The sequence below is a fragment of the Pseudomonas sp. GW821-FHT03A09 genome, assembly GCF_059421065.1.
The window spans coordinates 1-23,141 of record NZ_JBWKUX010000025.1; the positions used below are offsets into that span (position 1 = coordinate 1).

18 protein-coding genes and 1 tRNA gene are annotated in these 23,141 nt (G+C 59.4%); 17 read left to right on the forward strand and 2 right to left on the reverse strand.

What is annotated here, in order from left to right; all coding sequences use genetic code 11:
- Nucleotide 1 precedes the first annotated feature (1 nt).
- From AC07V4_RS26640 to AC07V4_RS26675, 8 genes are all read left to right on the forward strand, one after another.
- Nucleotides 2-77: transfer RNA gene (locus tag AC07V4_RS26640), tRNA-Glu, on the forward strand.
- 181 nt (nt 78-258) lie between these two features.
- The gene (locus tag AC07V4_RS26645) at nt 259-798 is read left to right on the forward strand and encodes a TetR/AcrR family transcriptional regulator (RefSeq protein WP_010209050.1); all 540 of its coding nucleotides are present in this window, start codon (nt 259-261) and stop codon (nt 796-798) included.
- 15 nt (nt 799-813) lie between these two features.
- On the forward strand, nt 814-1,647 hold the full coding sequence (locus tag AC07V4_RS26650) for an alpha/beta hydrolase (protein ID WP_492638740.1): 834 nt from the start codon (nt 814-816) through the stop codon (nt 1,645-1,647).
- A gap of 40 nt (nt 1,648-1,687) precedes the next feature.
- Entirely contained in the window at nt 1,688-2,122 is a 435-nt protein-coding gene (locus AC07V4_RS26655) for an acyl-CoA thioesterase (RefSeq protein WP_100490178.1), read from the forward strand.
- A 55-nt stretch (nt 2,123-2,177) separates the two neighbouring features.
- Nucleotides 2,178-3,155: a tRNA dihydrouridine synthase gene (locus AC07V4_RS26660; protein ID WP_492638738.1), complete on the forward strand. Its 978-nt coding sequence runs from the start codon at nt 2,178-2,180 to the stop codon at nt 3,153-3,155.
- Nucleotides 3,156-3,706: 551 nt separating this feature from the next.
- Nucleotides 3,707-4,579 (forward strand): hypothetical protein, encoded by an 873-nt coding sequence (locus AC07V4_RS26665; RefSeq protein ID WP_492638737.1) that lies wholly within the window; start codon nt 3,707-3,709, stop codon nt 4,577-4,579.
- Between the two features lie 80 nt (nt 4,580-4,659).
- Nucleotides 4,660-5,622 (forward strand): hypothetical protein, encoded by a 963-nt coding sequence (locus AC07V4_RS26670; RefSeq protein WP_492638736.1) that lies wholly within the window; start codon nt 4,660-4,662, stop codon nt 5,620-5,622.
- A gap of 53 nt (nt 5,623-5,675) precedes the next feature.
- Complete coding sequence (locus AC07V4_RS26675; protein ID WP_492638735.1) at nt 5,676-7,598, forward strand: hypothetical protein; 1,923 nt, start codon at nt 5,676-5,678, stop codon at nt 7,596-7,598.
- Here AC07V4_RS26675 and AC07V4_RS26680 read toward each other — a convergent pair.
- Complete coding sequence (locus AC07V4_RS26680) at nt 7,595-10,891, reverse strand: PAS domain S-box protein (protein WP_492638734.1); 3,297 nt, start codon at nt 10,889-10,891, stop codon at nt 7,595-7,597. The two genes, AC07V4_RS26675 and AC07V4_RS26680, sit on opposite strands and share 4 nt — an antisense overlap.
- Nucleotides 10,892-10,957: 66 nt before the next feature.
- Nucleotides 10,958-11,848 (reverse strand): LysR family transcriptional regulator, encoded by an 891-nt coding sequence (locus AC07V4_RS26685; RefSeq protein ID WP_492638733.1) that lies wholly within the window; start codon nt 11,846-11,848, stop codon nt 10,958-10,960.
- Between the two features lie 140 nt (nt 11,849-11,988).
- Between AC07V4_RS26685 and leuC the strand changes: the two genes are divergently transcribed.
- The 9 genes from leuC to AC07V4_RS26730 all read left to right on the forward strand — a co-directional run bounded on the left by leuC (nt 11,989) and on the right by AC07V4_RS26730 (nt 22,966).
- The gene (gene leuC / locus AC07V4_RS26690; RefSeq protein ID WP_431749612.1) at nt 11,989-13,407 is read left to right on the forward strand and encodes a 3-isopropylmalate dehydratase large subunit; all 1,419 of its coding nucleotides are present in this window, start codon (nt 11,989-11,991) and stop codon (nt 13,405-13,407) included.
- A 10-nt stretch (nt 13,408-13,417) separates the two neighbouring features.
- On the forward strand, nt 13,418-14,059 hold the full coding sequence (gene leuD / locus AC07V4_RS26695; RefSeq protein ID WP_492638732.1) for a 3-isopropylmalate dehydratase small subunit: 642 nt from the start codon (nt 13,418-13,420) through the stop codon (nt 14,057-14,059).
- Between the two features lie 130 nt (nt 14,060-14,189).
- Nucleotides 14,190-14,954 carry a class I SAM-dependent methyltransferase gene (locus AC07V4_RS26700; RefSeq protein WP_492638731.1) on the forward strand — a complete coding sequence of 255 codons (765 nt, stop codon included), beginning with the start codon at nt 14,190-14,192 and terminating at the stop codon, nt 14,952-14,954.
- Between the two features lie 53 nt (nt 14,955-15,007).
- On the forward strand, nt 15,008-16,090 hold the full coding sequence (leuB, locus tag AC07V4_RS26705) for a 3-isopropylmalate dehydrogenase (RefSeq protein ID WP_492638730.1): 1,083 nt from the start codon (nt 15,008-15,010) through the stop codon (nt 16,088-16,090).
- A 64-nt stretch (nt 16,091-16,154) separates the two neighbouring features.
- Nucleotides 16,155-17,267 (forward strand): aspartate-semialdehyde dehydrogenase, encoded by a 1,113-nt coding sequence (asd, locus tag AC07V4_RS26710; protein ID WP_034107599.1) that lies wholly within the window; start codon nt 16,155-16,157, stop codon nt 17,265-17,267.
- A gap of 239 nt (nt 17,268-17,506) precedes the next feature.
- Complete coding sequence (locus tag AC07V4_RS26715; RefSeq protein ID WP_492638729.1) at nt 17,507-18,517, forward strand: aspartate-semialdehyde dehydrogenase; 1,011 nt, start codon at nt 17,507-17,509, stop codon at nt 18,515-18,517.
- 161 nt (nt 18,518-18,678) lie between these two features.
- Nucleotides 18,679-21,231 carry a FimV/HubP family polar landmark protein gene (locus tag AC07V4_RS26720; RefSeq protein WP_492638728.1) on the forward strand — a complete coding sequence of 851 codons (2,553 nt, stop codon included), beginning with the start codon at nt 18,679-18,681 and terminating at the stop codon, nt 21,229-21,231.
- 214 nt (nt 21,232-21,445) lie between these two features.
- Complete coding sequence (truA, locus tag AC07V4_RS26725; RefSeq protein ID WP_492638739.1) at nt 21,446-22,270, forward strand: tRNA pseudouridine(38-40) synthase TruA; 825 nt, start codon at nt 21,446-21,448, stop codon at nt 22,268-22,270.
- Between the two features lie 63 nt (nt 22,271-22,333).
- Entirely contained in the window at nt 22,334-22,966 is a 633-nt protein-coding gene (locus AC07V4_RS26730) for a phosphoribosylanthranilate isomerase (RefSeq protein ID WP_492638727.1), read from the forward strand.
- Nucleotides 22,967-23,141: the final 175 nt, after the last annotated feature.

The window sequence follows — 23,141 nt, forward strand, 5'->3', positions numbered from 1 at the left end:
TGTCCCCTTCGTCTAGTGGCCTAGGACACCGCCCTTTCACGGCGGTAACAGGGGTTCGAGTCCCCTAGGGGACGCCACGATTACCCGCTCTGCGGGATTTTTAAGGGTCATTCAATTATTGAATGGCCCTTTTGTTTGTCTGGCGTTTGGCCAATTCTCTCCTTATCTCATTCTTTTCTTCTGACCAGCGGTCATGCCTGTCGCTTGCACAATATTATTATGGTAATAATATTCAACCCATGACAGTCGGAGGTAACGATGAGCGATAAAAAAGCGCAAACCCGCGAACGCATTCTGCAGGCCGCCAGCGCCGCGTTGATCCAGCGCGGTCCGGCCGAACCGAGTGTGGGTGAAGTCATGGGCGCGGCAGGGCTGACCGTCGGTGGTTTCTACGCGCACTTCGAAAGCAAGGACGCACTGATGCTGGAGGCCTTCACCCAGTTGCTGGCCAAGCGTCGCGCGTCGATTGATGACATGGATGCCCAGTTGACCGGAGAGGAGCGCAGAAGTCTGGTGGCTGCGTTCTATCTGTCGCGCAAGCATCGTGACTCAACCGCTCAGGCCTGCCCGATCCCGGCGACCGTCGGCGAGATGAGCCGCCTGCCGGACGAATTCCGCCAGGCGCTGAACGAGCACTGCGAGCTGATGGCCGCGCAACTCGCCGCCAGTCCGGAAGACACCGACAAAGCCCTGGCCGATATGGCGCTGATGATCGGTGGCCTGGCCTTGGCCCGTGCCTTGGGGCCTGGGGAATTGTCTGATCGTGTGCTGCGCGCTGCCAAGTCGGCCGTGCGCTAGAAGAGGGCTGTCATGATGGGCACGTTAACCTGGATTCGTCGCTTCAACGGCACCCTGGGGCATCTGGCACCGCAAACGGTGGCCAACAAGATGCGTCGTGCCTTCATGACGCCACGCGAGCTGCCTCCGCGTGATTGGGAGTTGCCATTGCTGGCGCGATCGGAGCGCATCACCTTGCGTTTCGGCTTGTCTGCCTTGCGTTGGGGGCAGGGGCCTGCGGTGTTGTTGATGCACGGCTGGGAGGGGCGGCCCACTCAGTTCGCCAGCCTGATCACCGCGCTGGTCGACAACGGTTACTCAGTGATCGCCTTGGACGGCCCTGCCCATGGCCGTTCGCCGGGGCGTGAAGCGCACGTGTTGCTGTTTGCCCGTGCCATGCTTGAGGCTGCTGCCGAATTGCCGCCGCTGCACGCCGTTATCGGTCATTCCATGGGGGGCGCCAGTGCGATGCTGGCGGTGCAGTTAGGCCTGCGTACCGAGGCATTGGTGAGTATCGCTGCGCCGTCGCGCTTTCTGGATGTGCTGCGCGGTTTTACCACGATGGTCGGTTTACCGGCGCGGGCACGTTCGGCGTTTATCCAGGAAGTCGAGTTGACTTTCGGGATGCCGCTCAAACATTTGGATGTGGCCCATTACCAGATGAACATTCCTGGACTGGTCGTACACGCTGAAGACGACACCTTCGTTCCGGTCAAAGCCTCTCAAGCCATTCACGAGGCCTGGTTCGACAGCCGGCTACTGCGCCTGGAGCAAGGCGGGCACCAGAAAGTGCTGGCCGATCCTCGCGTGATCGACGCTGTACTGGCGCTGCTGGCTGGTCGTCGTTTACAGGAGCGGCAAACCGCCTGATACACTCTCCCCGCCGACATTAATCGACTGGGAGCAAGGCATGGGCTGGGATTTGGCAACGCCGTTTATCATCGATCTGCAAGTTGCCCCCGAAGACATCGACGGCCTCGGGCACGCCAATAATGCGGTGTACGTGTCCTGGCTGGAGCGTTGCGCCTGGCGCCACTCCCAGCGCCTGGGGTTGGACCTGACCGAATATCGCCGCCTGGACCGTGCCATGGCAGTGGTGCGCCATGAGATCGACTACCTGGCCGCAGGCTACGAAGGTGACGAGCTGCAACTGGCCACTTGGATTGTCGACTGGGACCAGCGCCTGAAGATGACCCGACGCTTCCAACTGGTCCGCCCGCGTGATGGCGTGACCCTGCTGCGTGCGCAAACCACCTTCGTCTGCATTGAGCTGTCCACCGGCAAGCCCAAGCGCATGCCCGCTGAGTTTCTCGACGGTTATGGCCCCGCCCTGACAGGGGGTTAACGGTTGCTGTGGGAAACCCAGTAAACTGCGCCACGATTTTTGTTGAGTGTTTTCCATGCAAATTGCTTTGGCGCCCATGGAGGGGTTGGTCGACAACATCCTGCGGGACGTGCTGACCCGTGTCGGCGGTATTGATTGGTGCGTGACCGAGTTCATCCGCGTCAATGACCGTCTGCTCACCCCGGCGTATTTCCACAAACTTGCCCCGGAACTGCTGGACGGCGCCCACACCGCCGCCGGCGTGCCGCTGCGTGTGCAATTGCTCGGCTCCGATCCGGTGTGCCTGGCGGAAAACGCCGCCCTGGCCTGTGAGTTGGGTTCGCAGGTCATCGACCTCAATTTCGGATGCCCGGCCAAGACCGTCAACAAGTCCCGTGGCGGTGCGGTGCTGCTCAAGGAGCCGGAGCTGCTCAACCAGATAGTCGAACACGTCCGCCGCGCTGTGCCGGCCCACATTCCGGTCACTGCCAAGATGCGCTTGGGCTTCGACAGCCCGGACGGTGCCCTGGTCTGTGCCACGGCTCTGGCCGAAGGCGGTGCGGCGCATATCGTGGTGCATGCGCGTACCAAGACTGATGGCTACAAGCCGCCCGCCCACTGGGAATGGATCCCGCGCGTGCAGGACGTGGTCAAAGTGCCGGTGTTCGCCAATGGTGATATCTGGAGTGTCGAAGACTGGAAGCGCTGCCGCGAAGTCAGCGGTGCCGAAGACATCATGCTGGGTCGTGGCCTGGTGGCGCGCCCGGACCTGGCCCGGCAGATTGCTGCCGCGCGTGCGGGTGAGGAAGTGGTCGAGATGACTTGGGCAGAGATGCAACCCATGCTCCAGGACTTCTGGACCCAGTCTGTGGCACAACTGACCGAGCGTCAGGCGCCGGGGCGTTTGAAGCAATGGTTGGCGATGCTCACTCGCAATTATCCTGAAGCGGTGGAGCTGTTTACTCTGATGCGTAGGGAGACCGACCTGGGGCAGGTGGGGCGTTTACTGGGTATGCCCAGCCAGTGTGAGCAGTCGATGAACTTGCAAAATTAGGTTTACATATATAAGTGTTTCATCCTCTGCTGTAACGGGCGCCGAAAGGCGCCATTTTTTTGTCTGAAAGATTACGTTAGGGTGGAGCTGCGTCCTGTTTAGGGCTGTTTGTGATGTGTGGGTGAGTGCTGTGTTATTGCGGAATATATGAAAGTAAGTGTAAGTCTTGGGCTCGACTGCTACAAAGTTTTATGCGTTAGAGTTGTTGAGTGGTTTTTTAAGTATTGACGTGCGCATCAATTAACACACGTTGTACGAGCTAAATGAATTCATTATTTTCTTTAAGTTGCCTTTTGCTTGGGTGTTGCCTTAAGTGTCCAAGCCTGGGCTGGTTAGGGCACGTGCCGTCTCGGCTTTTTCATGGGTGTCCATAGGTATAACTCTCTTCTGATCATTTGGTTTCCTTATATAAGCGCCGATTTTTCGGAACTCATCTGCGTTACGGCCCACGAATCTGGCGAGTTTGTAGAGCTCATCGCTGTTCCACACTAAATCAACAAGTACCTGTCTCCTGTCAATGTGGGGGTAGGTGCGATATCAGGAATGAAAACATGTCTAACGTATCGACCAATTCGTTCGTACCGATGAATACAAATTACGCACCGCTTAATCAGTCTTCAGTGCCAGTTGATAAGCCACTCGAAGTATCTCCGTCTGTGGATAATTTAAGTAAATTTCTGAAAGACAGTAGTTCGGCTCCAAAAGAAAGCAATGTGACCCTGAATAAGGAGTCCTTGGAGAAGTTGTTCACCATGTTTGAGTTCGCGATCAAGGCCATGCGTAGCATGCTTGCTGGCATGGGGGTGCTGCCCAAGTTGCCTGGGGAGTTGGACGCGCAATCTCAGGTGACGCCTGGTTCTGATTCCAAGACCGTTCCGAATGCGAAGACGGAGCACAAGGTTGCGCCGGGGACGGATACCAAGACGACGGTGCTGCCTGGCACCGATGCCAAGATCGTTCCGGATGCGAAGACGGAGCACAAGGTTGCTCCCGAAGCGGATACCAAGGCACAGGTGCAGCCAGGCCCGGAGGTGAAAGCCCTGCCGGATGGGCGTGCCCAGGTGACCATTACGTCTGACGGCAAGCCCGGTACCCTGCTGGCAAAAACTCTTCCAGGTTCTGAGGATAATAAAAACAAGCTGTCGTCTGATATCAACGTGATAGTGCAGGTCCAAAACTGTCATTGCCCGCATACAGGTGAGAAAGTTGCACCACAACCGCCAGTGACGCCGGGGCTTGATAAGCAGCCATTGCCACAACCGCCAGTGACGCCGGGGCTTGATAAGCAGCCGTTGCCACAGCCTCCGGTCACCCCGCCCACTCCGGATCTTACCTGCCCCGCACCTGATGACTTGGTTAGTCACTCCCAAATGCGTTTCGACAACCATCGAGCTAACAGGCCTGGCCTCCGCTCACGTTTTTGAGCCCGTTATCTTGATGCGTTAAACATAAACGCTGTCTCCCTGGTCGTGACGGCCAGGGGGCACTCAATGAGACTTAAAACATGTTTTCGATAAACCATAACCGTGTTGCACACCCAACCATTGAACCCAGCCGCACACTAGATCCTTCAATTCATGCATCGCTCGATTCTGCACGAAGAGAAAACGCTCGTAGTGCAATACCTGTTCCTCGCTCAGAGGTGAAGGCCAATAGTTTCAGTAACAACACAGATACTTCGGTTTTGCTCAGCATGTTGGGAGAACTGTTCAAGCAGTTTTTCAGCCAATTGCAGAGCCTCTTGTATGGCGGCGTGCGTCCGGTTGAACCGAAAAATAATGATGTACCTGTGCCGCCGCGACCTGTTCAACCCACTCCCGATACGAAACCCGCCGATGAACAAAGCGAGCCCATTCCCGAGATTTCCAATAAGCCTAAAGGTTCAAAGCCCAATAATATCTTCAGCGGTTTTCGTCAGGGCAAGAATGGTAACTGCGTAACGGTCTCCGCGATCAAGGCGGCGATGGCAAAGTTTGGCCAAAACCCTAAGGATATTTACAAGTCTGTTGAGAAAGGCGTGGATGGATTTAAAGTTGTCATGCGTGACGGCGTGACTGTAGAACTCAGCAAAGCGGAACTGGACAGTGCTATTCGCGCCTCCAACTTTGTTGGAATAAATGATCCCGAAATGCTCAAGGATGCGCACTTCCTGTTTGCATGTTCTGCCAAGCGGGCGCAAAACGAGAATAACGACGGACGGGCAAGTCGAAGTTTTGAGGCCGCAATAAGAAGTCTCAACGATGGTGAGGATGAATGGGGGCCGGGGGAGGGCTTCAAGCGTCTGGGGCTGAAGGATTATATGAAGCGCGTATCGGTGCGTGATTTCGCTGACAAATCTTTGATTGGCATGGTCAACCGGCGCGGGCACTCAGTGGCTGTCGTGAATGGGAGTGAAGAGATCTATGGGCGCAAAGGTGGTCGGCCCACCGATGGGCAAGCCGTTGCGTTGATTGATCGCCACGTCTGATCGGAGTTCCCGGTCGCGAATTCTTTCCACTGCCTCATAAAAGAGTGAACGATATGAGTACGTTTACAATTGGATCTTTTGCGCGCTCAAATCCATTTGCAGCGCCGTTTAACGGCGCAGAAACCTTTCCCATCCCGGCGTTTGACGCGCCGGAGCGGAGTTTCGGTGAGCATTTCAACGCGAGCTCGCACAGCGCGGTCATCAAGTTGATGATGCTCACATTTGGCCCACGTCCTACTGATTTATTCAGTGATGTAAAGGGCAACAGCGAGGGTTATGACGTGATCATGAAAGATGGCTATCAATTGCATCTTTCCGGGCGTGAGTTGCAACAGGCGGCGGCTGCGTCACGTTTTGCCGGCAATGAGACTGATATATTGGACAATGCCCATTTTGCGTTGGCCGTGTTCATCAAACGCAAACAACTGCGCAGCGGGAATGCTACTGGTCTGCCAAGTTTTGAGGCCGTCTTGACCCAGTCTTTGCAGGGTGAGACGACCTTCAACATGCTCAAAGGCATGGGCTTGTCCGGCCATCTCCAGTACGTCCCCACTGCAACGGTTGTCGCCGAAGGGCGAGCAGGGGTTGCTGACAGCTATGACGCGGGCTCATCGCTGATTTACGCCGGCAGGGCCCACCGCTTTGGCAGGGAGCATTCGCCCGATCAAACCCACATGTATACGTTGGTGAACGATAGTGTGCCGAAGCCTCGTATTGTTCCAGACCCAATCACGCCGATCGTCGTGCCTGAGGCTGACCCGGCCAAGAAAAGTGTCCGTCCCCAGGTGGTCGAGGTTTTGTCAGGGTTCACGGTGGCCTCGCGAAATTTTGGCGAAGTATTCGACCTGAGCAGCCATGCCGCAGTCATCAAGATGATGATGCTCAGGTTTGGTCGGTCGCCCTCCGATATGTTTGAAAAAATCGAGGCTACGAAGAACGGATACAGCATCATCATGAAAGATGGGTTTGAAGTGACGTTGTCAAATCAGGAGCTGGAGCGCACGACTGAAGTTTCTCGATTTACTGGCCCTGACGTGCAAATGGTCACCGACGCCAATTTCATGCTGGCCGCCTTTGCCAAGCGCAAGCAAGTGGAGCGCAATGGTGAGTTTGACGCTGCGTTATCGAGTAGCTTGCGCGGAGAACACACTTACAAGGTCTTGAAAGGGATGGGCTTGATCGGTTTCTTACGACTTGCTCCTCCCGATAAGCTGCGCGAGCCAAACAGCGTCGGCGTCATCAACACGTTTAACTATTCAGGTGCGTTGGTCGTGGGCGGCATCAAGCATAACAACGGTGAAAAAGGGGCTGTCATCAAGGACTATGGCTATCAGCTTGCCGCCGAAGTCCCCGCCGAATCTAACGGTAGGCCTGCGCATTTCCCTGCTGCACCCATTGGAACCAAGCCAGCCGATATCTGGAGCGGTTTCTATCAAGGCGTGGAGGGCAACTGTGTCACGGTGTCGGCCATCAAGGCGGCGATGATGAAGTACGGGCAAAACCCTATGGGCATCTTCAAGCGTGTCACCGAAACGCCTGAAGGTTTCAGCATCACCATGCGCGATGGCTGCACGGTTCGCCTCACCTACGGCGAGCTGGAAATGGCACGAGCGGCTGCCAACTTCCATGGAGAGGATAGGGGCTTGGTTGGCGACGCTGTGTTCCTTTATGCGGCGAGCGCCAAGCGTGCTCAGTTGGAAAATCATGAATTCCGCGCCGGTGTCGGCTTCGACGCCGCCCTGAAAACGCTGAACGATGGGGAAATACCCGGTGATGCATTGCGCCGCCTTGGCTTGTACGCCTTCACTCGCCCCAGTAGCGTGCAGGAACTGGCGTCAGGCGTACCAGGCACCTTGGCGAACTTCCGGCATTCGGTGGTCGTTGTCGAGGGGGCCATGGATCAATATGGCGACAAGCGCGCGTTGCAAGGCTCGCACTGGATGCAGGGGGGCGGCCACGCCCTGAAACTGGTTTAAATCCGGCCTTCACCTGCGATCAAGCGCTCCCTGAAACCGATCATGGGCAGTGGCCGGCTGTGCAGATACCCTTGGTAAAAATGGCAACCCAAGCCCTGCAGGAACGCCAGTTGGTCCTGGGTTTCCACGCCCTCGGCAATCACCTCCAGGTTCAGGCTGCGGGCCATGGCGACGATGGCGCGGATGATCTCGGCGTCGTTGGGGTCATGGGTAGCGTCACGGACGAAGGACTGGTCGATTTTCAGCGCATCCACCGGCAGACGCTTGAGGTAAGTCAGCGACGAATAGCCGGTGCCGAAGTCGTCCATCGCAAAGCTTACGCCGAGCTTTTTCAAGCGACGCATCTTGACCACCGTGTCATCCAGGTTCTGGATCACGATGCCTTCGGTGATTTCCAGCTTCAATAGGCTGTAGGGCAACTGATGTTGCTTGAGGCTGCGCTCCACCCGCTCAACGAAGTCGTTCTGGCGAAATTGTCGGGGACTGATGTTCACGCATAGGCTGAAATTCAACGGGTCCACCAGGCCCTCGGCAATTAATTGCGCAAATGCGCCGCACGCCTCATCGAGAATCCAGGTGCCGACCTCCAGGATCAGGCCGCTGTCCTCCAGCACCTTGATGAACTCGGCGGGGGACTGTGCGCCCAGTTGTGGATGCTGCCAGCGCACCAAGGCCTCGGCGCCGACGATCTTGTTGCCACGCGCATCCACCTGCGGTTGGTAATGCACGCTGAACTCACCGCGCGATAGCGCCAGGCGCAGATCGGTCTCCATGCGCAGCCGTTCGCTGGCGGTTTTTTGCATGCTGTTGTGGAACATCTGCGTGGTGTTTCGCCCCGAGTCCTTGGCCCGGTACAGAGCAATGTCGGCGCGTTTGAGCAGGTCGGCGGGCGTGGAGCCGTGATCTGGAATCAGCGCTACACCGATGCTCGGTGTGACCTGCAAGCGGTGACCATCGAGGAACATTGGCTCCGAAAGCAATTCACGCAGGGTGTTAGCCAACTCCTGAACCTGAGTGCTGACTTCCATGCGCGTGCCGTCCAGGCCGCTCAGCAGCACCACGAATTCATCACCGCCCAGGCGCGCCACGGTGTCTTCCATGCGCACGCTGGCTTCCAGGCGTGCGGTGACAATTTTCAGTACGGTGTCGCCCACCGGATGGCCGAGGGAATCGTTGATGTGCTTGAAATGGTCAAGGTCGAGAAATAGCAGGGCGCCGCGCAGGTTGTGGCGCTTGAGCAAGGCAATCTGCTGGCTCAGGCGGTCCATCAACAGTGCCCGATTGGGCAGGTTGGTCAACGGGTCGTGATAGGCCAGGTGACGAATCTGCGCCTGGGCGTTTTTCAGCAGGCTTACGTCCCGGGCCGTCAGCAGCAGGCACGGGCTTTCATTCAGGGTAATGGGCTCGACCGAGACTTCCACCGCCAGCACCTCGCCACGCTTGTTGCGCCAGAGCATTTCCAGGTGATGAATACGGCCTTTGATCTGCAATTCGGCCAGCAGTGCCGCGCGCTGGTTTTCATCGGCCCAGATGCCGATTTGGTACAGCGTCAGGCCGATGGCTTCTTCGGCGCGGTAGCCGGTCAGTCGGCAGAAACCATCGTTGACCTCGACATAGCGACCGGTATCGCGCTCGGTGATGGAAATTGCATCGGGGCTGGAATGGAAGGCTTTGGCGAACTTCTCCTCACTGGCCTTGAGGGCCGCTTCCGAGCGTTGCTGCTGGGTGATGTCGCGCAAGGTGGTGACGATGCACGGCTGGTCGCCCACTTTGATCAATCGGCTGGAAATCATACAGGTCAGGCTTTGGCCGCTCTTGTGGTGCACCACGATTGCCACGTTGCTTAATGCCTGCTCGCGAATCACCTGCTCGATGCGTTGCAGGCGCTTGCTCGAATCTTCCCACAAGCCGATTTGCTCGGCGCTTTTGTCGATCACTTCGGCGGCGGTCCAACCAAAGGTCTGGGTAAAGGCCGGGTTGATTTCGATAAACGCGCCGCTGTCCAGGCACGTGACACAGATAGGGTCGGGGCTGGCCTGGAACAGGCTGGCGAATTTTTCCTCGGACGCCGTCAGGCGTTGTTCGCGTTCGACCTGGTCGGTGATGTCGAGCAAGGTGCCGGCCATGCGCAGAGGTTTGCCGGCTTCATCGCGGTAGAGGCGGGCGCGGCTTTCCAGGAAGCGTGGGCTGCCGTCTTCCATCTGCACACGGTAGGTCATCTGGTAGTTGCCGTGCGGACCCTCGCGCAAACTGCGGTAAGCGTTGCGCATGCCCTCGCGTTCTTCATCGGACATGCCTTCAAAAAACGCATCGAAGGGCTCGTGGAATGGTTCTGGCGGCAGGCCGTGCAGTTGGGCTGCGCGGGCTGAGCCGTAGAGCATGCCACTGGGGATATGCCAATCCCAGGTGCCCAGTTGCGCCGAGTCCAGCGCCAGATCGAGGCGTTCCTGGCTGTCCTTGAGGGCTTGCTCGGCGTTTTTGCGTTCGGTGGTATCGAGAAAGGTGCTGATCAGGTAAGCCTCGCCCTCCAGCTCGACCTTTTGTGCGCTGAGGGTACCATCGTGGATCTGGCCATTACTGGCACAGAACTGCACTTCCATGGTGATCGGTTCACCCTTGCGCTGGGTGGCCTTGACCAGCAGCGCCCGTTGTTCGGGGTGGCGCCATAGGCCCAGTTCAAGGGTAGTACGACCGATGGCATTGGCTACCGGCCAGCCGAACAGCATTTCGAAGTATTGGTTGGCCTCGCTGATCAGTCCATCCGACTGGCGCGTCAGCAGGACCATGTTGGGGCACAGGTGAAACAGCGTGGCGAAACGCTTTTCGGAGTGACTCAGGGCGGTTTCCCGTTCGCGCTGGTGGGTGATCTCGCGGATCACCCCGATCATTCGACGCCGGCCGGCTTTGTCCGGTGCCAGGCTGCCATTGATTTCCAGCCAGTGCAGGCTGCCGTCTGGCCACTGGATGCGGTGATGCATGGCTTGTTCGAACGGCTCGCCTGCCAGCACGGCATGAAAAGCCCGCACCACGCGTGCACGATCGGCGGGCGCGAGCAAGTCGAGGTAGTCCAGGTCCTGGGGCAGCGGTTGCCTGGGATCAAACCCGAACAGCGCTTGAGTGCCCCGCGACCAACTGATCCGCCCAGTGTCGATTTCCCAGCACCACGCACCCAGCCGTGCGGCATTGAGAGCCGCCAGCAATTGGGGCGCGCTGTCCCAGCTTTGCTCCGCGTCCTTGGGGTCCAAGGCGTAGATGCGGGGCAGGGGTGGCACGGAATCGACGGGGTTGCGCATTATCAAAGGGCCTTGGCTCAATGGGCGTTCGGCGCGGTTCTCTTCAGGCCTTGAGGCCGCACGGCTTCATGCCGGTATCCCTGGCAGATCGACCTGTGCATCCAATAGGCTCATGAAGGCCCGCGCAGCGTTCGACAGCGTCCTTTCTGTGTGCACGATATAGCCTAGCTGGCGACTGAGCTGTATGCCCGGCAAAGCGATACTTGCCACCTGGTCATCCAGCATAGTGCGTGGCAGCACGCTCCAGGCCAGGCCGATGGAGACCATCATCTTGATAGTTTCCAGATAGTTAGTGCTCATCGCGATGTTCGGCGTCAGCCCCTGGGCCTCGAACAGCCGGCTGACGATATGGTGGGTAAAGGTGTTGCCACCAGGAAACACCGCCGGGTGCTGGGCGATGTTGGCCAGGTTGACTGTGCCATTGCTGATGAGGCTGTGTTCCGGCGCCACCACGAAATCCAAAGGGTCGTCCCACACGGGTGTGGCTTTAACCACGTGGTGCGGTTCGGGTGCCAGGGTGATCACCGCCACTTCGGCACGGCCATGGAGGATTTCTTCGTAGGCCACTTCGGAATCGAGAAACTGAATATCCAGCGCCACATTGGGGTATTCCCGGGTGAAGGTGCGCAGGATCGGTGGCAAACGGTGCAGGCCGATATGATGGCTGGTGGCCAGAGTCAGTCGGCCACTCACTTCGCCGGTCAGGTTGGTGAGCGCGCGGCGCGTGTCGTCCAATACGTTGAGAATCTGATAGGCACGCGGCAGCAAGGCCCGCCCGGCTTCAGTCAAGCCAACTTCACGGCCCAGGCGGTCGAACAGGCGCACCTTCAATTGTTGTTCCAGCCCGGCAATGCGCTTGCTGATGGCCGGTTGAGTCAGGTGCAGGCGTTCACCGGCGCCGGAGAAGCTGCCGGTCTCGGCGATGGCAATAAAGGCATTGAGGTTGGCCAGGTCCATTGTAGTATTCCAGTTGGTAATCCAAAGCATAAAAAATATGAATTTGAGTTATTTAATGTAGCGCCATACCATCAGCCTCACAAGCCAAAGGGTTATTGAAAAGCCCGGCATATAGAAACACCGCTGATGAGGACCGACTGATGGCCGGCAAAACGCTTTACGACAAGCTTTGGGATTCCCATGAAGTGAAACGGCGCGACGATGGCTCGTCGCTGATTTATATCGACCGTCACATCATCCATGAAGTGACCTCGCCCCAAGCGTTCGAAGGCCTGCGCCTGGCCGGGCGCAAGCCTTGGCGCGTCGACTCCATCATCGCCACACCCGATCACAACGTGCCGACCACCCCTGAGCGCAAGGGTGGTATCGATGCCATTGCCGACCAGGTGTCGCGTCTGCAGGTGCAGACCCTCGACGATTACTGCGACGAATATGGCATTACCGAATTCAAGATGAATGACGTGCGTCAAGGCATCGTGCACGTGATCGGCCCGGAGCAGGGCGCCACCTTGCCGGGCATGACCGTGGTCTGCGGCGACTCCCACACCTCCACCCACGGAGCCTTTGGCGCCCTGGCCCACGGCATCGGCACCTCCGAGGTGGAACATGTGTTCGCCACCCAATGCCTGGTCGCCAAAAAAATGAAGAATATGTTGGTGAAGGTCGAAGGCAAGTTGCCGTTCGGCGTCACCGCCAAGGACATCGTGCTCGCGGTGATCGGCAAGATCGGCACCGCCGGTGGTAACGGCCATGCCATCGAGTTTGCTGGCAGCGCTATTCGCGACCTGTCCATCGAAGGCCGCATGACCATCTGCAACATGTCCATCGAAGCCGGTGCCCGCGTGGGCATGGTGGCGGCGGACGAAAAAACCGTTGAATACGTCAAGGGTCGTCCCTTCGCTCCGGCAGGCGCTGATTGGGATGCGGCAGTAGAAGCCTGGAAAGACCTGGTCTCCGATGCCGATGCGGTGTTCGACACTGTGGTCGAACTCGACGCTGCCCAGATCAAGCCACAAGTCAGCTGGGGTACTTCGCCGGAAATGGTCCTGGCCGTCGACCAGAACGTGCCGGACCCCGCCAAGGAAGCCGACCTGGTCAAGCGCGGCTCCATCGAGCGCGCCTTGAAGTACATGGGCTTGCAGGCCAACCAGGCGATCACCGACATCCAGTTGGATCGTGTGTTCATCGGTTCCTGCACCAACTCGCGGATCGAAGACCTGCGCGCCGCGGCGGTGATCGCCAAGGGCCGCAAAGTGGCGTCGACCATCAAGCAAGCCATCGTCGTGCCGGGCTCGGGCCTGGTCAAAGCGCAAGCCGAGGCGGAAGGCCTGGACAAGATCTTCCTCGAAGCCGGTTTTGAATGGCGTGAGCCGGGTTGCTCGATGTGCCTGGCGATGAACCCTGACCGCTTGGAGTCGGGCGAGCACTGCGCCTCCACCTCCAACCGTAACTTCGAAGGGCGTCAGGGCGCCGGTGGGCGAACTCACTTGGTCAGCCCGGCCATGGCCGCTGCCGCTGCCGTCAACGGTCGTTTCATCGACGTTCGCGAATTGATCTGAGGAATATCCGATGCGTGCTTTTACCCAACACACCGGCCTTGTCGCCCCTTTGGATCGTGCCAACGTCGACACCGACCAGATCATCCCCAAGCAGTTCTTGAAGTCGATCAAGCGCACCGGTTTCGGCCCGAATCTGTTCGACGAGTGGCGCTACCTGGACGTGGGCTACGCCTACCAGGACAACTCCAAGCGCCCGCTGAACAAGGATTTCGTACTCAACGCAGAACGTTACCAAGGCGCCAGCGTGTTGCTCGCCCGGGAAAACTTCGGTTGTGGCTCCAGCCGTGAACACGCGCCGTGGGCCCTTGAAGAGTATGGCTTTCGCAGCATCATCGCGCCGAGCTACGCCGATATCTTCTTCAACAACAGCTTCAAGAACGGCTTGCTGCCGATCATCTTGAGTGATGCCGAAGTGGATGAGCTGTTCAAGCAAGTGGAGGCCGCAGAGGGTTACCAACTGACCGTCGATCTGGCCGCGCAAACGGTGACCCGTCCGGATGGCAAGGTGTATCACTTTGAAGTGGATGCGTTCCGTAAGCACTGCCTGCTCAACGGCCTGGACGATATCGGCCTGACCTTGCAGGACGGCGACGCGATTGCCGCGTTTGAAGCCAAGCACCGGGCGAGCCAGCCTTGGTTGTTTCGCGATTGATGTAGGCAGGCTCACCGCTATCGGGGGCAAGCCCCCTCCCACACTTGAATGTGTTCGCAGCTCAAAATGTGGGAGGGGGCTTGCCCCCGATGAGTCCAGTGTGAACAACACAAATCCCAGGGGAACCACCATGACAAGCACCGCCCACACCCAAGTCGTGCAAAAACAATTCGGCGAGCAAGCCTCGGCCTACCTGAGTAGTGCCGTGCACGCCCAGGGCACCGAATTCGCACTGCTCCAGGCCGAACTGGCCGGGCAGGGCGCCGCGCGACTGCTGGATCTGGGTTGCGGGGCCGGTCATGTCAGCTTCCATGTGGCGCCATTGGTCAACGAAGCGGTGGCCTACGACCTGTCCCAGCAGATGCTCGACGTGGTTGCTGCGGCTGCGGCAGATCGTGGCCTGGATAACATCCGCACCGTACACGGCGCCGCCGAACGGCTGCCGTTCGCCGAGGGTGAGTTCGACTTCGTGTTCAGCCGCTACTCGGCCCATCACTGGAGCGACCTCGGCCTGGCCCTGCGCGAAGTGCGCCGCGTACTCAAGCCGGGCGGCGTGGCGGCCTTCGTCGACGTCTTGTCACCGGGCAGCCCGCTGTTGGACACTTACCTGCAAACCGTCGAAGTACTGCGCGATACGAGTCACGTGCGCGATTATTCCGCCGCCGAATGGATGCAGCAGCTCAGCGAGTCCGGTTTGCATGTGCGCACCAGTCGTCGCCAGCGCCTGCGCCTGGAATACACCTCGTGGGTCGAGCGCATGCGCACCCCAGAAGTATTGCGCGCTGCAATCCTTGAGCTGCAAAAGGCGATGGGCCAGGAAGTGCGCGATTATTACGAAATTCAGGCCGACGGCACCTTCAGCACCGACGTGTTGGTGGTCTTCGCCGAACGCTGATTGATTTTTCCCGACCTGCCCACGGGCGGGTCGCTTGATGAAATGAGGAACGCATGAGCAAGCAGATTCTGATTCTCCCTGGCGACGGTATCGGTCCGGAAATCATGGCCGAAGCGGTCAAGGTGCTGGAATTGGCCAACACCAAGTACAGCCTGGGCTTCGAGCTGAGCCACGACGTGATCGGCGGTGCTGCCATCGACAAGCACGGTGTGCCGCTCGCCGACGAAACCCTGGATCGCGCCCGTGCGGCCGACGCCGTGCTGCTCGGCGCCGTAGGTGGCCCGAAATGGGACAAGATCGAACGTGACATCCGCCCTGAGCGCGGCCTGCTGAAAATCCGCGCGCAACTGGGCCTGTTTGGCAACCTGCGCCCGGCGATCCTCTATCCGCAACTGGCCGATGCTTCCAGTCTCAAGCCGGAAGTGGTGGCAGGCCTGGATATCCTGATCGTGCGTGAGCTGACCGGCGGTATCTACTTTGGCTCGCCACGTGGCGTGCGTGAGTTGGAAAATGGCGAACGCCAGGCCTACGACACCCTGCCGTACAGCGAGAGTGAAATCCGCCGTATCGCCCGTGTCGGTTTCGACATGGCCCGTGTGCGTGGCAAGAAGGTCTGTTCGGTGGATAAGGCCAACGTATTGGCCTCCAGCCAACTGTGGCGCGAAATCGTCGAAGAAGTCGCCAAGGACTACCCGGACGTCGAGCTGAGCCACATGTATGTCGACAACGCCGCCATGCAACTGGTGCGTGCGCCAAAGCAGTTCGACGTGATCGTCACCGACAACCTGTTCGGCGACATCCTGTCCGACCAGGCGTCGATGCTCACCGGGTCCATCGGCATGCTGCCGTCGGCGTCCCTGGACACCAACAACAAGGGCATGTACGAGCCGTGCCACGGTTCGGCGCCGGACATCGCGGGCCAGGGCATCGCCAACCCGCTGGCGACCATTCTGTCGGTGTCGATGATGCTGCGTTACAGCTTCAACCTCGGCGAAGCGGCGGATGCGATCGAGCAGGCTGTAAGCCTGGTGCTGGATCAAGGTTTGCGTACCGGCGACATCTGGTCGCAGGGTTGCACCAAGGTCGGTACGCAAGAAATGGGCGACGCAGTAGTCGCCGCGCTGCGGAATCTGTAATCTCTCGGGCCCGCTTGCAGTTGTTGCTGCAAGGCGGCCCACTTTTTAACAAGGTGTAGTTGCGATGAAACGTGTAGGTCTGATCGGTTGGCGCGGTATGGTCGGTTCCGTGCTCATGCAGCGGATGCTGGAAGAGCAGGATTTCGATCTTATTGAGCCGGTGTTTTTCACCACTTCGAATGTGGGTGGCCAAGGGCCGTCTGTGGGCAAGGATATTGCTCCGCTCAAGGACGCCTACAGCATTGAAGAGCTGAAAACCCTCGACGTGATTCTGACCTGCCAAGGTGGCGACTACACCAGCGAAGTCTTCCCCAAGCTGCGCGAGGCCGGTTGGCAGGGTTACTGGATCGACGCCGCCTCGAGCCTGCGCATGCAGGACGACGCCGTGATCATCCTCGACCCGGTGAACCGCAAGGTCATTGACCAGCAGCTGGATGCTGGCACCAAGAACTACGTGGGTGGCAACTGCACCGTCAGCCTGATGCTGATGGGCCTGGGCGGCTTGTTCGAAGCCGGCCTGGTCGAGTGGATGAGCGCCATGACTTATCAGGCGGCGTCCGGTGCCGGCGCGCAGAACATGCGTGAGCTGATCAAGCAGATGGGGGCAACCCATGCTGCCGTCGCCGATCAACTGGCAGACCCTGCCAGCGCGATCCTCGACATCGATCGTCGCGTGGCCGAAGCCATGCGCAGCGATGCCTACCCAACCGAGAACTTCGGCGTGCCATTGGCCGGTAGCCTGATCCCGTGGATCGACAAGGAACTGCCGAACGGCCAGAGCCGTGAAGAGTGGAAGGCCCAGGCCGAAACCAACAAGATCCTGGGTCGTTTCAAGAACCCGATCCCGGTGGACGGCATCTGCGTGCGCATCGGCGCCATGCGTTGCCACAGCCAGGCGCTGACCATCAAGCTGAACAAAGATGTGCCGATCGCCGATATCGAAGCGTTGATCAGCCAGCACAACCCATGGGTCAAGCTGGTGCCGAACAATCGCGATATCAGCATGCAGGAGCTGAGCCCGACCAAGGTGACCGGTACCCTGAATGTACCGGTGGGCCGCCTACGCAAGCTGAACATGGGCAGCCAGTTCCTCGGCGCGTTCACTGTTGGTGACCAACTGCTGTGGGGCGCGGCCGAACCGCTGCGTCGTATGCTGCGGATCTTGCTGGAGCGTTGATCGCTTGAAGCAATAAGAAAAACCCGCGCCTGGTGACAGGCGCGGGTTTTTTCTTGTTCTTTCGGGCCCCATCGCGGGCAAGCCCGCTCCCACACTATGAATGTGTTCACAAATCAAAATGTGGGAGCGGGCTTGCCCGCGATGGCGTCATCAGCTACACCCCAAAGCCCAGGTTAATTGCCTCACCCCCAGCCACCCGGTAAAGTGCCGCTCCCCCCGCAATGCCCGAGGCAGCCCCCATGACCCAGACCTTTGAAATCGCCGTGATCGGCGCCACCGGTACGGTGGGTGAAACCCTGGTGCAGATTCTCGAAGAGTTGGACTTCCCGGTGGGCACTCTTTATCTGCTGGCGGGCAGCAATTCCGCAGGCGCATCGGTGCCGTTTCGCGGCAAGAACGTGCGGGTCAAGGAAGTCGATGAGTTCGACTTCAGCAAGGCGCAGCTGGCGTTCTTTGCGGCAGGCCCGGCGGTAACGCTGAGTTTCGCCCCGCGTGCTGCTACGGCCGGCTGCTCGGTGATCGACCTGTCCGGTGCCTTGCCCGCCGATCAGGCGCCTCAAGTCGTGCCGGAAGCCAATGCCCATGTTCTCGATGGCTTGAAAAAACCCTTCCAGCTCGGTAGCCCAAGCCCATCGGCGACCAACCTGGCCGTGGTGCTCGCGCCGCTGCGTGGCATGCTGGAGATCCAGCGTGTCAGCGTTACTGCCAACCTGGCGGTATCTGCCCAGGGTCGCGAGGCCGTCAGTGAATTGGCCCGGCAAACCGCCGAGCTGCTGAATGTGCGTCCGCTGGAACCGCAGTTTTTCGATCGGCAAATGGCCTTCAACCTGCTGGCCCAGGTCGGCACCCCGGATGCCCAAGGACATACAGCCCTGGAGAAACGCCTCGTCCACGAACTGCGCGCAGTATTGGAAATGCCTTTGCTGAAAATTTCCGCCACCTGCGTTCAAGCCCCGGTGTTTTTTGGCGATAGCCTGACTGTCTCGTTGCAACTGGGCGCGCCGGTCGATCTTGCGGCCGTCAATCGCGCTTTGGACGCAGCGCCTGGAATCGAACTTGTGGAAGAGGGCGATTACCCAACGGCGGTGGGCGATGCGGTTGGCCAGGATGTGGTGTACGTAGGACGGGTTCGCGCTGGCGTGGACGATCCGGCGGAACTAAATCTGTGGCTGACGTCAGATAACGTACGCAAAGGCTCGGCCCTCAACGCCGTACAGCTGGCGCAGTTGTTGATAAAACGCCTTGTGTAAAAGATACTTGGCGGCAATTTGTAGATTGATTCTAGCCAAGCGCTATGCTTGGCCCGAAGCGGAATAGAAGCGCGTCGGTGACCTATCGGCTCGCCATGCCTTATGGCAGCGGTTACCAACCTTCTCGCAGGCCGGGGAGTGTTCAGACAAAGGATGAGGCTATGGTTCAAGTTCGCAAACTGGTGTTAGCAATAGCGGCCGCCTCGGCGCTGTCCTCCGGTATGGCGCAGGCGTTGCAGCTTGGGGAGATGACCCTCAAGTCGAAGCTGAACCAGCCCCTGTCGGTGGAAATCGAATTGCTCGATGTCGGTGGCCTTACGGCATCCGAGATCACACCGAGCCTGGCTTCGTCCCAGGCGTTTGTGGATGCCGGCGTGGATCGCCAGGCGTTTCTCGATGACCTGACGTTCACTCCGGTGGTCAACCCCAATGGCCGCAGTGTGGTGCGTGTCACGTCCAACAAGCCGCTGCCGGATTCCTACGTACGCTTCCTGTTACAGGTGCAATGGCCCAATGGCCGCCTGATGCGTGACTACAGCGTGCTGCTCGATCCGGCCAAGTTTGATCAGCCGGCACCGGTTGCCAGCGCGCCGGCTCCGCGCCTGAGCGCGCCGACTGGCGCTACGCCTGCCAGCAGCAAGCCCGCACAGCACACCACCACCTCCCGCGACACGTTGTGGGAAATTGCCGAGAAGAATCGCAATGGCGCGTCGATCCAGCAAACCATGCTGGCGATCCAGGCGCTTAACCCCGATGCGTTTATCGATGGCAATATCAACCGCCTGAAGACCGGTCAGGTCCTGCGCCTGCCGGACCGTGTGCAAGCGACCAGCCTGCCGCAGTCGCAAGCCATTGCCGAAGTGAGCGCGCAAAACACGGCGTGGCGCCAGGGGCGTCGTACTGCGACCAATCAAGCGGCGGCGGGCAAGCCTCAATTGGACGCCACCAAACGCACCGAGGCGGGCAATGCTCCGTCGGGCACCGCGGGCAAGGACAACTTGAGCCTGGTCTCGGCTGAGTCTGCCAAGAAGGGCGCCAAGGGCAAGGTCGGTGATAGCCGGGCGCTAAGCGACAAACTGGCAATGACCCAGGAAGAGCTGGACACCACTCGCCGCGACAATGCCGAATTGAAAAGCCGGGCGGCGGACCTGCAAAGCCAGTTGGACAAACTGCAAAAGCTGATTCAGCTGAAAAATGATCAATTGGCCAGGTTGCAGGCGGAGAAAGGTGATCCGGTCGCCGCAGCGGCGGCAGCGATGCCAGCTCAATTGGCCGGTGAGCCAGCGGCTGCACCGACGACGCCTGTGGCACCCGTAGCCCCGACGCCAGCCCCTGAAGCGGCCAAGACTGACGCAGCACCTGCCAGTACCGAAGGGAAATTCAACGAACTGCTGACCAATCCGATTGTGCTGGGTGTGGTGGGTGGTGCGGCGGGCCTGGTGGTGTTGTTGCTTCTGCTGCTGTGGGCGCGCCATCGCAACGCTCGGCGTGAAGAAGAAAAGCACCTGCGCATGGCGCGGGCCCTGGCCGAAGAGCCGGCGTTCGCGCCGAATATCGACCATGACTTGCCACCTGACAGCTTTGAAGGTCTGGAAGTGCCACCGCCGAGCGTCAAGCTGGCGGCTGCTCCGGCACCCGCGCCGGTGGTTGAGCCCGTTGTGGCGCCCACGGTGGCTTCCGTGCTGGCCCCGCTGGCCGTAGCCGTTGCCCCGGAAAACGCCGGCGATGCGTTGGCCCAGGCCCAATCCCATATTGACCGCGGCCACCTGAACCAGGCCGCTGACGTGCTGGAACAGGCGATCAAGCATGAGCCCAAGCGCAGCGACTTGCGTTTGAAGCTGATGGAAGTCTACGGCCTGCAAAACGACAAGGACGGTTTTGTCACCCAGGAACGTCAGTTGGTGGCCAATGGTGAGAACCATGCCCAGGTCGAGCAACTCAAGAGCCGTTTCCCGGCCATGGCCGTGCTGGCGGCGGGTGTCAGTGCTGCTGTCGCAGCGGCAGCCCTGGATGCGCAGTACGTCAAGGACCTGTTGGAAGACAAACCAGCCGCTCCAGCCCCGGAACCAGAGCCTTTTGACACGGATTTCGACTTGAGCCTGGACGACCTGGAGGCCGCGTCGCCAGCCGAGGTCAAGGCGGATCAACAGACGTTCGAGGCACTTCTGCAGCAGCAGACTGAAGCCAAGACCGGTGCGGACGACTTGTCGGACTTCGACCTGGACCTGCAGCTTGATCCGCCATCCTCGCAGACCGATGATGATTTTCTCTCGGGTCTTGAAGACTCAATGAAGAGCGTGCCAGCGGTTGAGCCGCCAACCTTGACACCTGCCGCGCTGGACGAGTTCGAATTGCCGGCAGACTTCGACCTGTCCCTGGCAGACGAGCCTAGTGCTCCATCGGCGGCCAAACCCGATGCGTTCGCATCGGAGCTGGATGACGTCAACGCTGAGCTGGATCGCTTGTCCCAGAGTCTGGAGCATCCGCCGATCGAGCCGTCATTCACGGCGCAAGATGCGGCATTGGGCGGTGATGAGCCAGAGTTCGATTACCTCTCCGGCACCAATGAAGTCGCCACAAAGCTGGACTTGGCCCAGGCTTATATCGACATGGGCGATGCGGACGGCGCACGGGACATATTGTCCGAAGTGCTGACCGAGGGTGATGAGGCCCAGCGTGGCGAGGCCAAGGAAATGCTCGGCCGACTGGCGTAACAGTCATTTGTTGACGCAGCGGCGACCTTCGGGTCGCCGTTTTGCTTTTGTAGGCACTGGCTTGTCGGCGATAGCATCGACTCGGTTTTACTGAAAGACTGCGTCGCTTGCATCGCAGGCAAGCCAGCTCCCACACAAATCGGCATAATGGCCGCCTTTGCGCAACTCATCAGGCTCTCAGTTCTTGGCAAATATAGATAACGCGGCCGCCGAAATGGCGGCCGCAGGCTTTTACCGCATCGCCCTGGGCGTGGAATACAAAGGTTCGCGCTATCGCGGCTGGCAACGTCAGGCCTCTGGCGTGCTGACTGTGCAGGAAACCCTGGAAAACGCCTTGTCGAAGGTTGCGGACTCACCCGTGTCGCTGATGTGTGCCGGGCGCACCGATGCCGGTGTGCACGCTTGTGGCCAGGTGGTGCACTTTGACACCCAGGCCGAACGTTCGATGAAGGCCTGGGTCATGGGCGCCAATATCAACTTGCCCCATGACGTGAGCGTCAGCTGGGCGAAGGTCATGCCAACGCACTTCCATGCACGCTTCAAAGCTATCGCCCGACGCTATCGTTATGTGATCTACAACGATCAGATCCGTCCGGCGCACCTTAACGAAGAAATTACCTGGAATCACCGTCCGCTGGATGCCGAGCGTATGGCGGAGGCTGCGCAGTACCTGGTGGGTGTGCATGACTTCAGTGCCTTCCGGGCCGGGCAGTGCCAGGCCAAGTCACCGATCAAGGAAGTTCACCACCTGCGTGTGACCCGTCACGGCAAGATGATTGTGCTGGATATCCGGGCCGGTGCCTTCCTGCACCATATGGTGCGCAATATTGCCGGCGTATTGATGACTATCGGCGCTGGCGAGCGTCCGGTGGAGTGGGCCAAGGAAGTACTGGAAAGCCGCATTCGTCGTACGGGCGGTGTCACGGCACATCCGTTCGGCCTGTACTTGGTGGATGTGGAGTACCGCGATGAGTTCGAGCTGCCAGAACGTTTCATCGGGCCGCACTTCCTCACAGGCTTCAGTGAACTTGGCGGCTGACGCCTGGAAAAGCTTTTGTTACCATCCGGGACTTTCTCGGTCCAACCCTGAGGTTTCCACGACATGTCAGCCGTTCGCAGCAAGATTTGCGGGATTGCCCGCATAGAAGACGCGCTGGCGGCAGTCGAGGCGGGGGCTGATGCCATTGGTTTCGTGTTTTACGCCAAGAGTCCAAGGGCTGTGAATGTGTTGCAGGCGCGGGCGATCATCGCTGCGCTGCCGCCTTTCGTGACCACTGTGGGGCTGTTCGTCAACGCCAGCCGTTGCGAACTCAACGAAACCCTGGATGCCGTGCAGCTGGATATGCTTCAGTTTCACGGCGACGAAAGCCCCGATGAGTGCGAAAGCTACCAGCGCCCGTATATCAAGGCGCTGCGCGTCAAGGCCGGGGATGACATCACTACTGCGTGTGCCGCCTACACTGGTGCCCGTGGGATTCTGCTAGATACCTATGTTGAAGGCGTACCGGGTGGTACGGGCGAGGCGTTCGACTGGACGCTGATTCCCGGGGGGTTGAGCAAGCCGATCATCCTGGCTGGCGGGCTCAATCCCGCGAACGTTGGCGCAGCCATCGAGCAGGTGCGCCCCTATGCGGTGGATGTCAGTGGTGGGGTAGAGCAGGGCAAGGGCATCAAGGACCATCACAAGATTCGCGCATTCATGCAAGCCGTGCGCAACGGCAGTGGTGTGATGTGACGGCTGGCAGTCTGCAGCCGTCCATAACTACCACTGTGTAAAACAGCACCGGCGCCCCCTGCGGGAGGCCCGGAAATGAAGTGGCAACCCTGCACTGGCAGGTTGTCTGGAAGGCTGAGGGTACATGCGGGAAAAGGCCGGTCGAACGTCTGACCCCGTCCAGCATGTGTCATCG

Bases quoted from the DNA above. Each gene is read 5' to 3' on its own strand.
- AC07V4_RS26645 (WP_010209050.1), top strand. From the start codon at position 259: ATGAGCGATAAAAAAGCGCAAACCCGCGAACGCATTCTGCAGGCCGCC.
- AC07V4_RS26650 (WP_492638740.1), top strand. From the start codon at position 814: ATGGGCACGTTAACCTGGATTCGTCGCTTCAACGGCACCCTGGGGCAT.
- AC07V4_RS26655 (WP_100490178.1), top strand. From the start codon at position 1,688: ATGGGCTGGGATTTGGCAACGCCGTTTATCATCGATCTGCAAGTTGCC.
- AC07V4_RS26660 (WP_492638738.1), top strand. From the start codon at position 2,178: ATGCAAATTGCTTTGGCGCCCATGGAGGGGTTGGTCGACAACATCCTG.
- AC07V4_RS26665 (WP_492638737.1), top strand. From the start codon at position 3,707: ATGTCTAACGTATCGACCAATTCGTTCGTACCGATGAATACAAATTAC.
- AC07V4_RS26670 (WP_492638736.1), top strand. From the start codon at position 4,660: ATGTTTTCGATAAACCATAACCGTGTTGCACACCCAACCATTGAACCC.
- AC07V4_RS26675 (WP_492638735.1), top strand. From the start codon at position 5,676: ATGAGTACGTTTACAATTGGATCTTTTGCGCGCTCAAATCCATTTGCA.
- AC07V4_RS26680 (WP_492638734.1), bottom strand. From the start codon at position 10,891: ATGCGCAACCCCGTCGATTCCGTGCCACCCCTGCCCCGCATCTACGCC.
- AC07V4_RS26685 (WP_492638733.1), bottom strand. From the start codon at position 11,848: ATGGACCTGGCCAACCTCAATGCCTTTATTGCCATCGCCGAGACCGGC.
- leuC (WP_431749612.1), top strand. From the start codon at position 11,989: ATGGCCGGCAAAACGCTTTACGACAAGCTTTGGGATTCCCATGAAGTG.
- leuD (WP_492638732.1), top strand. From the start codon at position 13,418: ATGCGTGCTTTTACCCAACACACCGGCCTTGTCGCCCCTTTGGATCGT.
- AC07V4_RS26700 (WP_492638731.1), top strand. From the start codon at position 14,190: ATGACAAGCACCGCCCACACCCAAGTCGTGCAAAAACAATTCGGCGAG.
- leuB (WP_492638730.1), top strand. From the start codon at position 15,008: ATGAGCAAGCAGATTCTGATTCTCCCTGGCGACGGTATCGGTCCGGAA.
- asd (WP_034107599.1), top strand. From the start codon at position 16,155: ATGAAACGTGTAGGTCTGATCGGTTGGCGCGGTATGGTCGGTTCCGTG.
- AC07V4_RS26715 (WP_492638729.1), top strand. From the start codon at position 17,507: ATGACCCAGACCTTTGAAATCGCCGTGATCGGCGCCACCGGTACGGTG.
- AC07V4_RS26720 (WP_492638728.1), top strand. From the start codon at position 18,679: ATGGTTCAAGTTCGCAAACTGGTGTTAGCAATAGCGGCCGCCTCGGCG.
- truA (WP_492638739.1), top strand. From the start codon at position 21,446: ATGGCGGCCGCAGGCTTTTACCGCATCGCCCTGGGCGTGGAATACAAA.
- AC07V4_RS26730 (WP_492638727.1), top strand. From the start codon at position 22,334: ATGTCAGCCGTTCGCAGCAAGATTTGCGGGATTGCCCGCATAGAAGAC.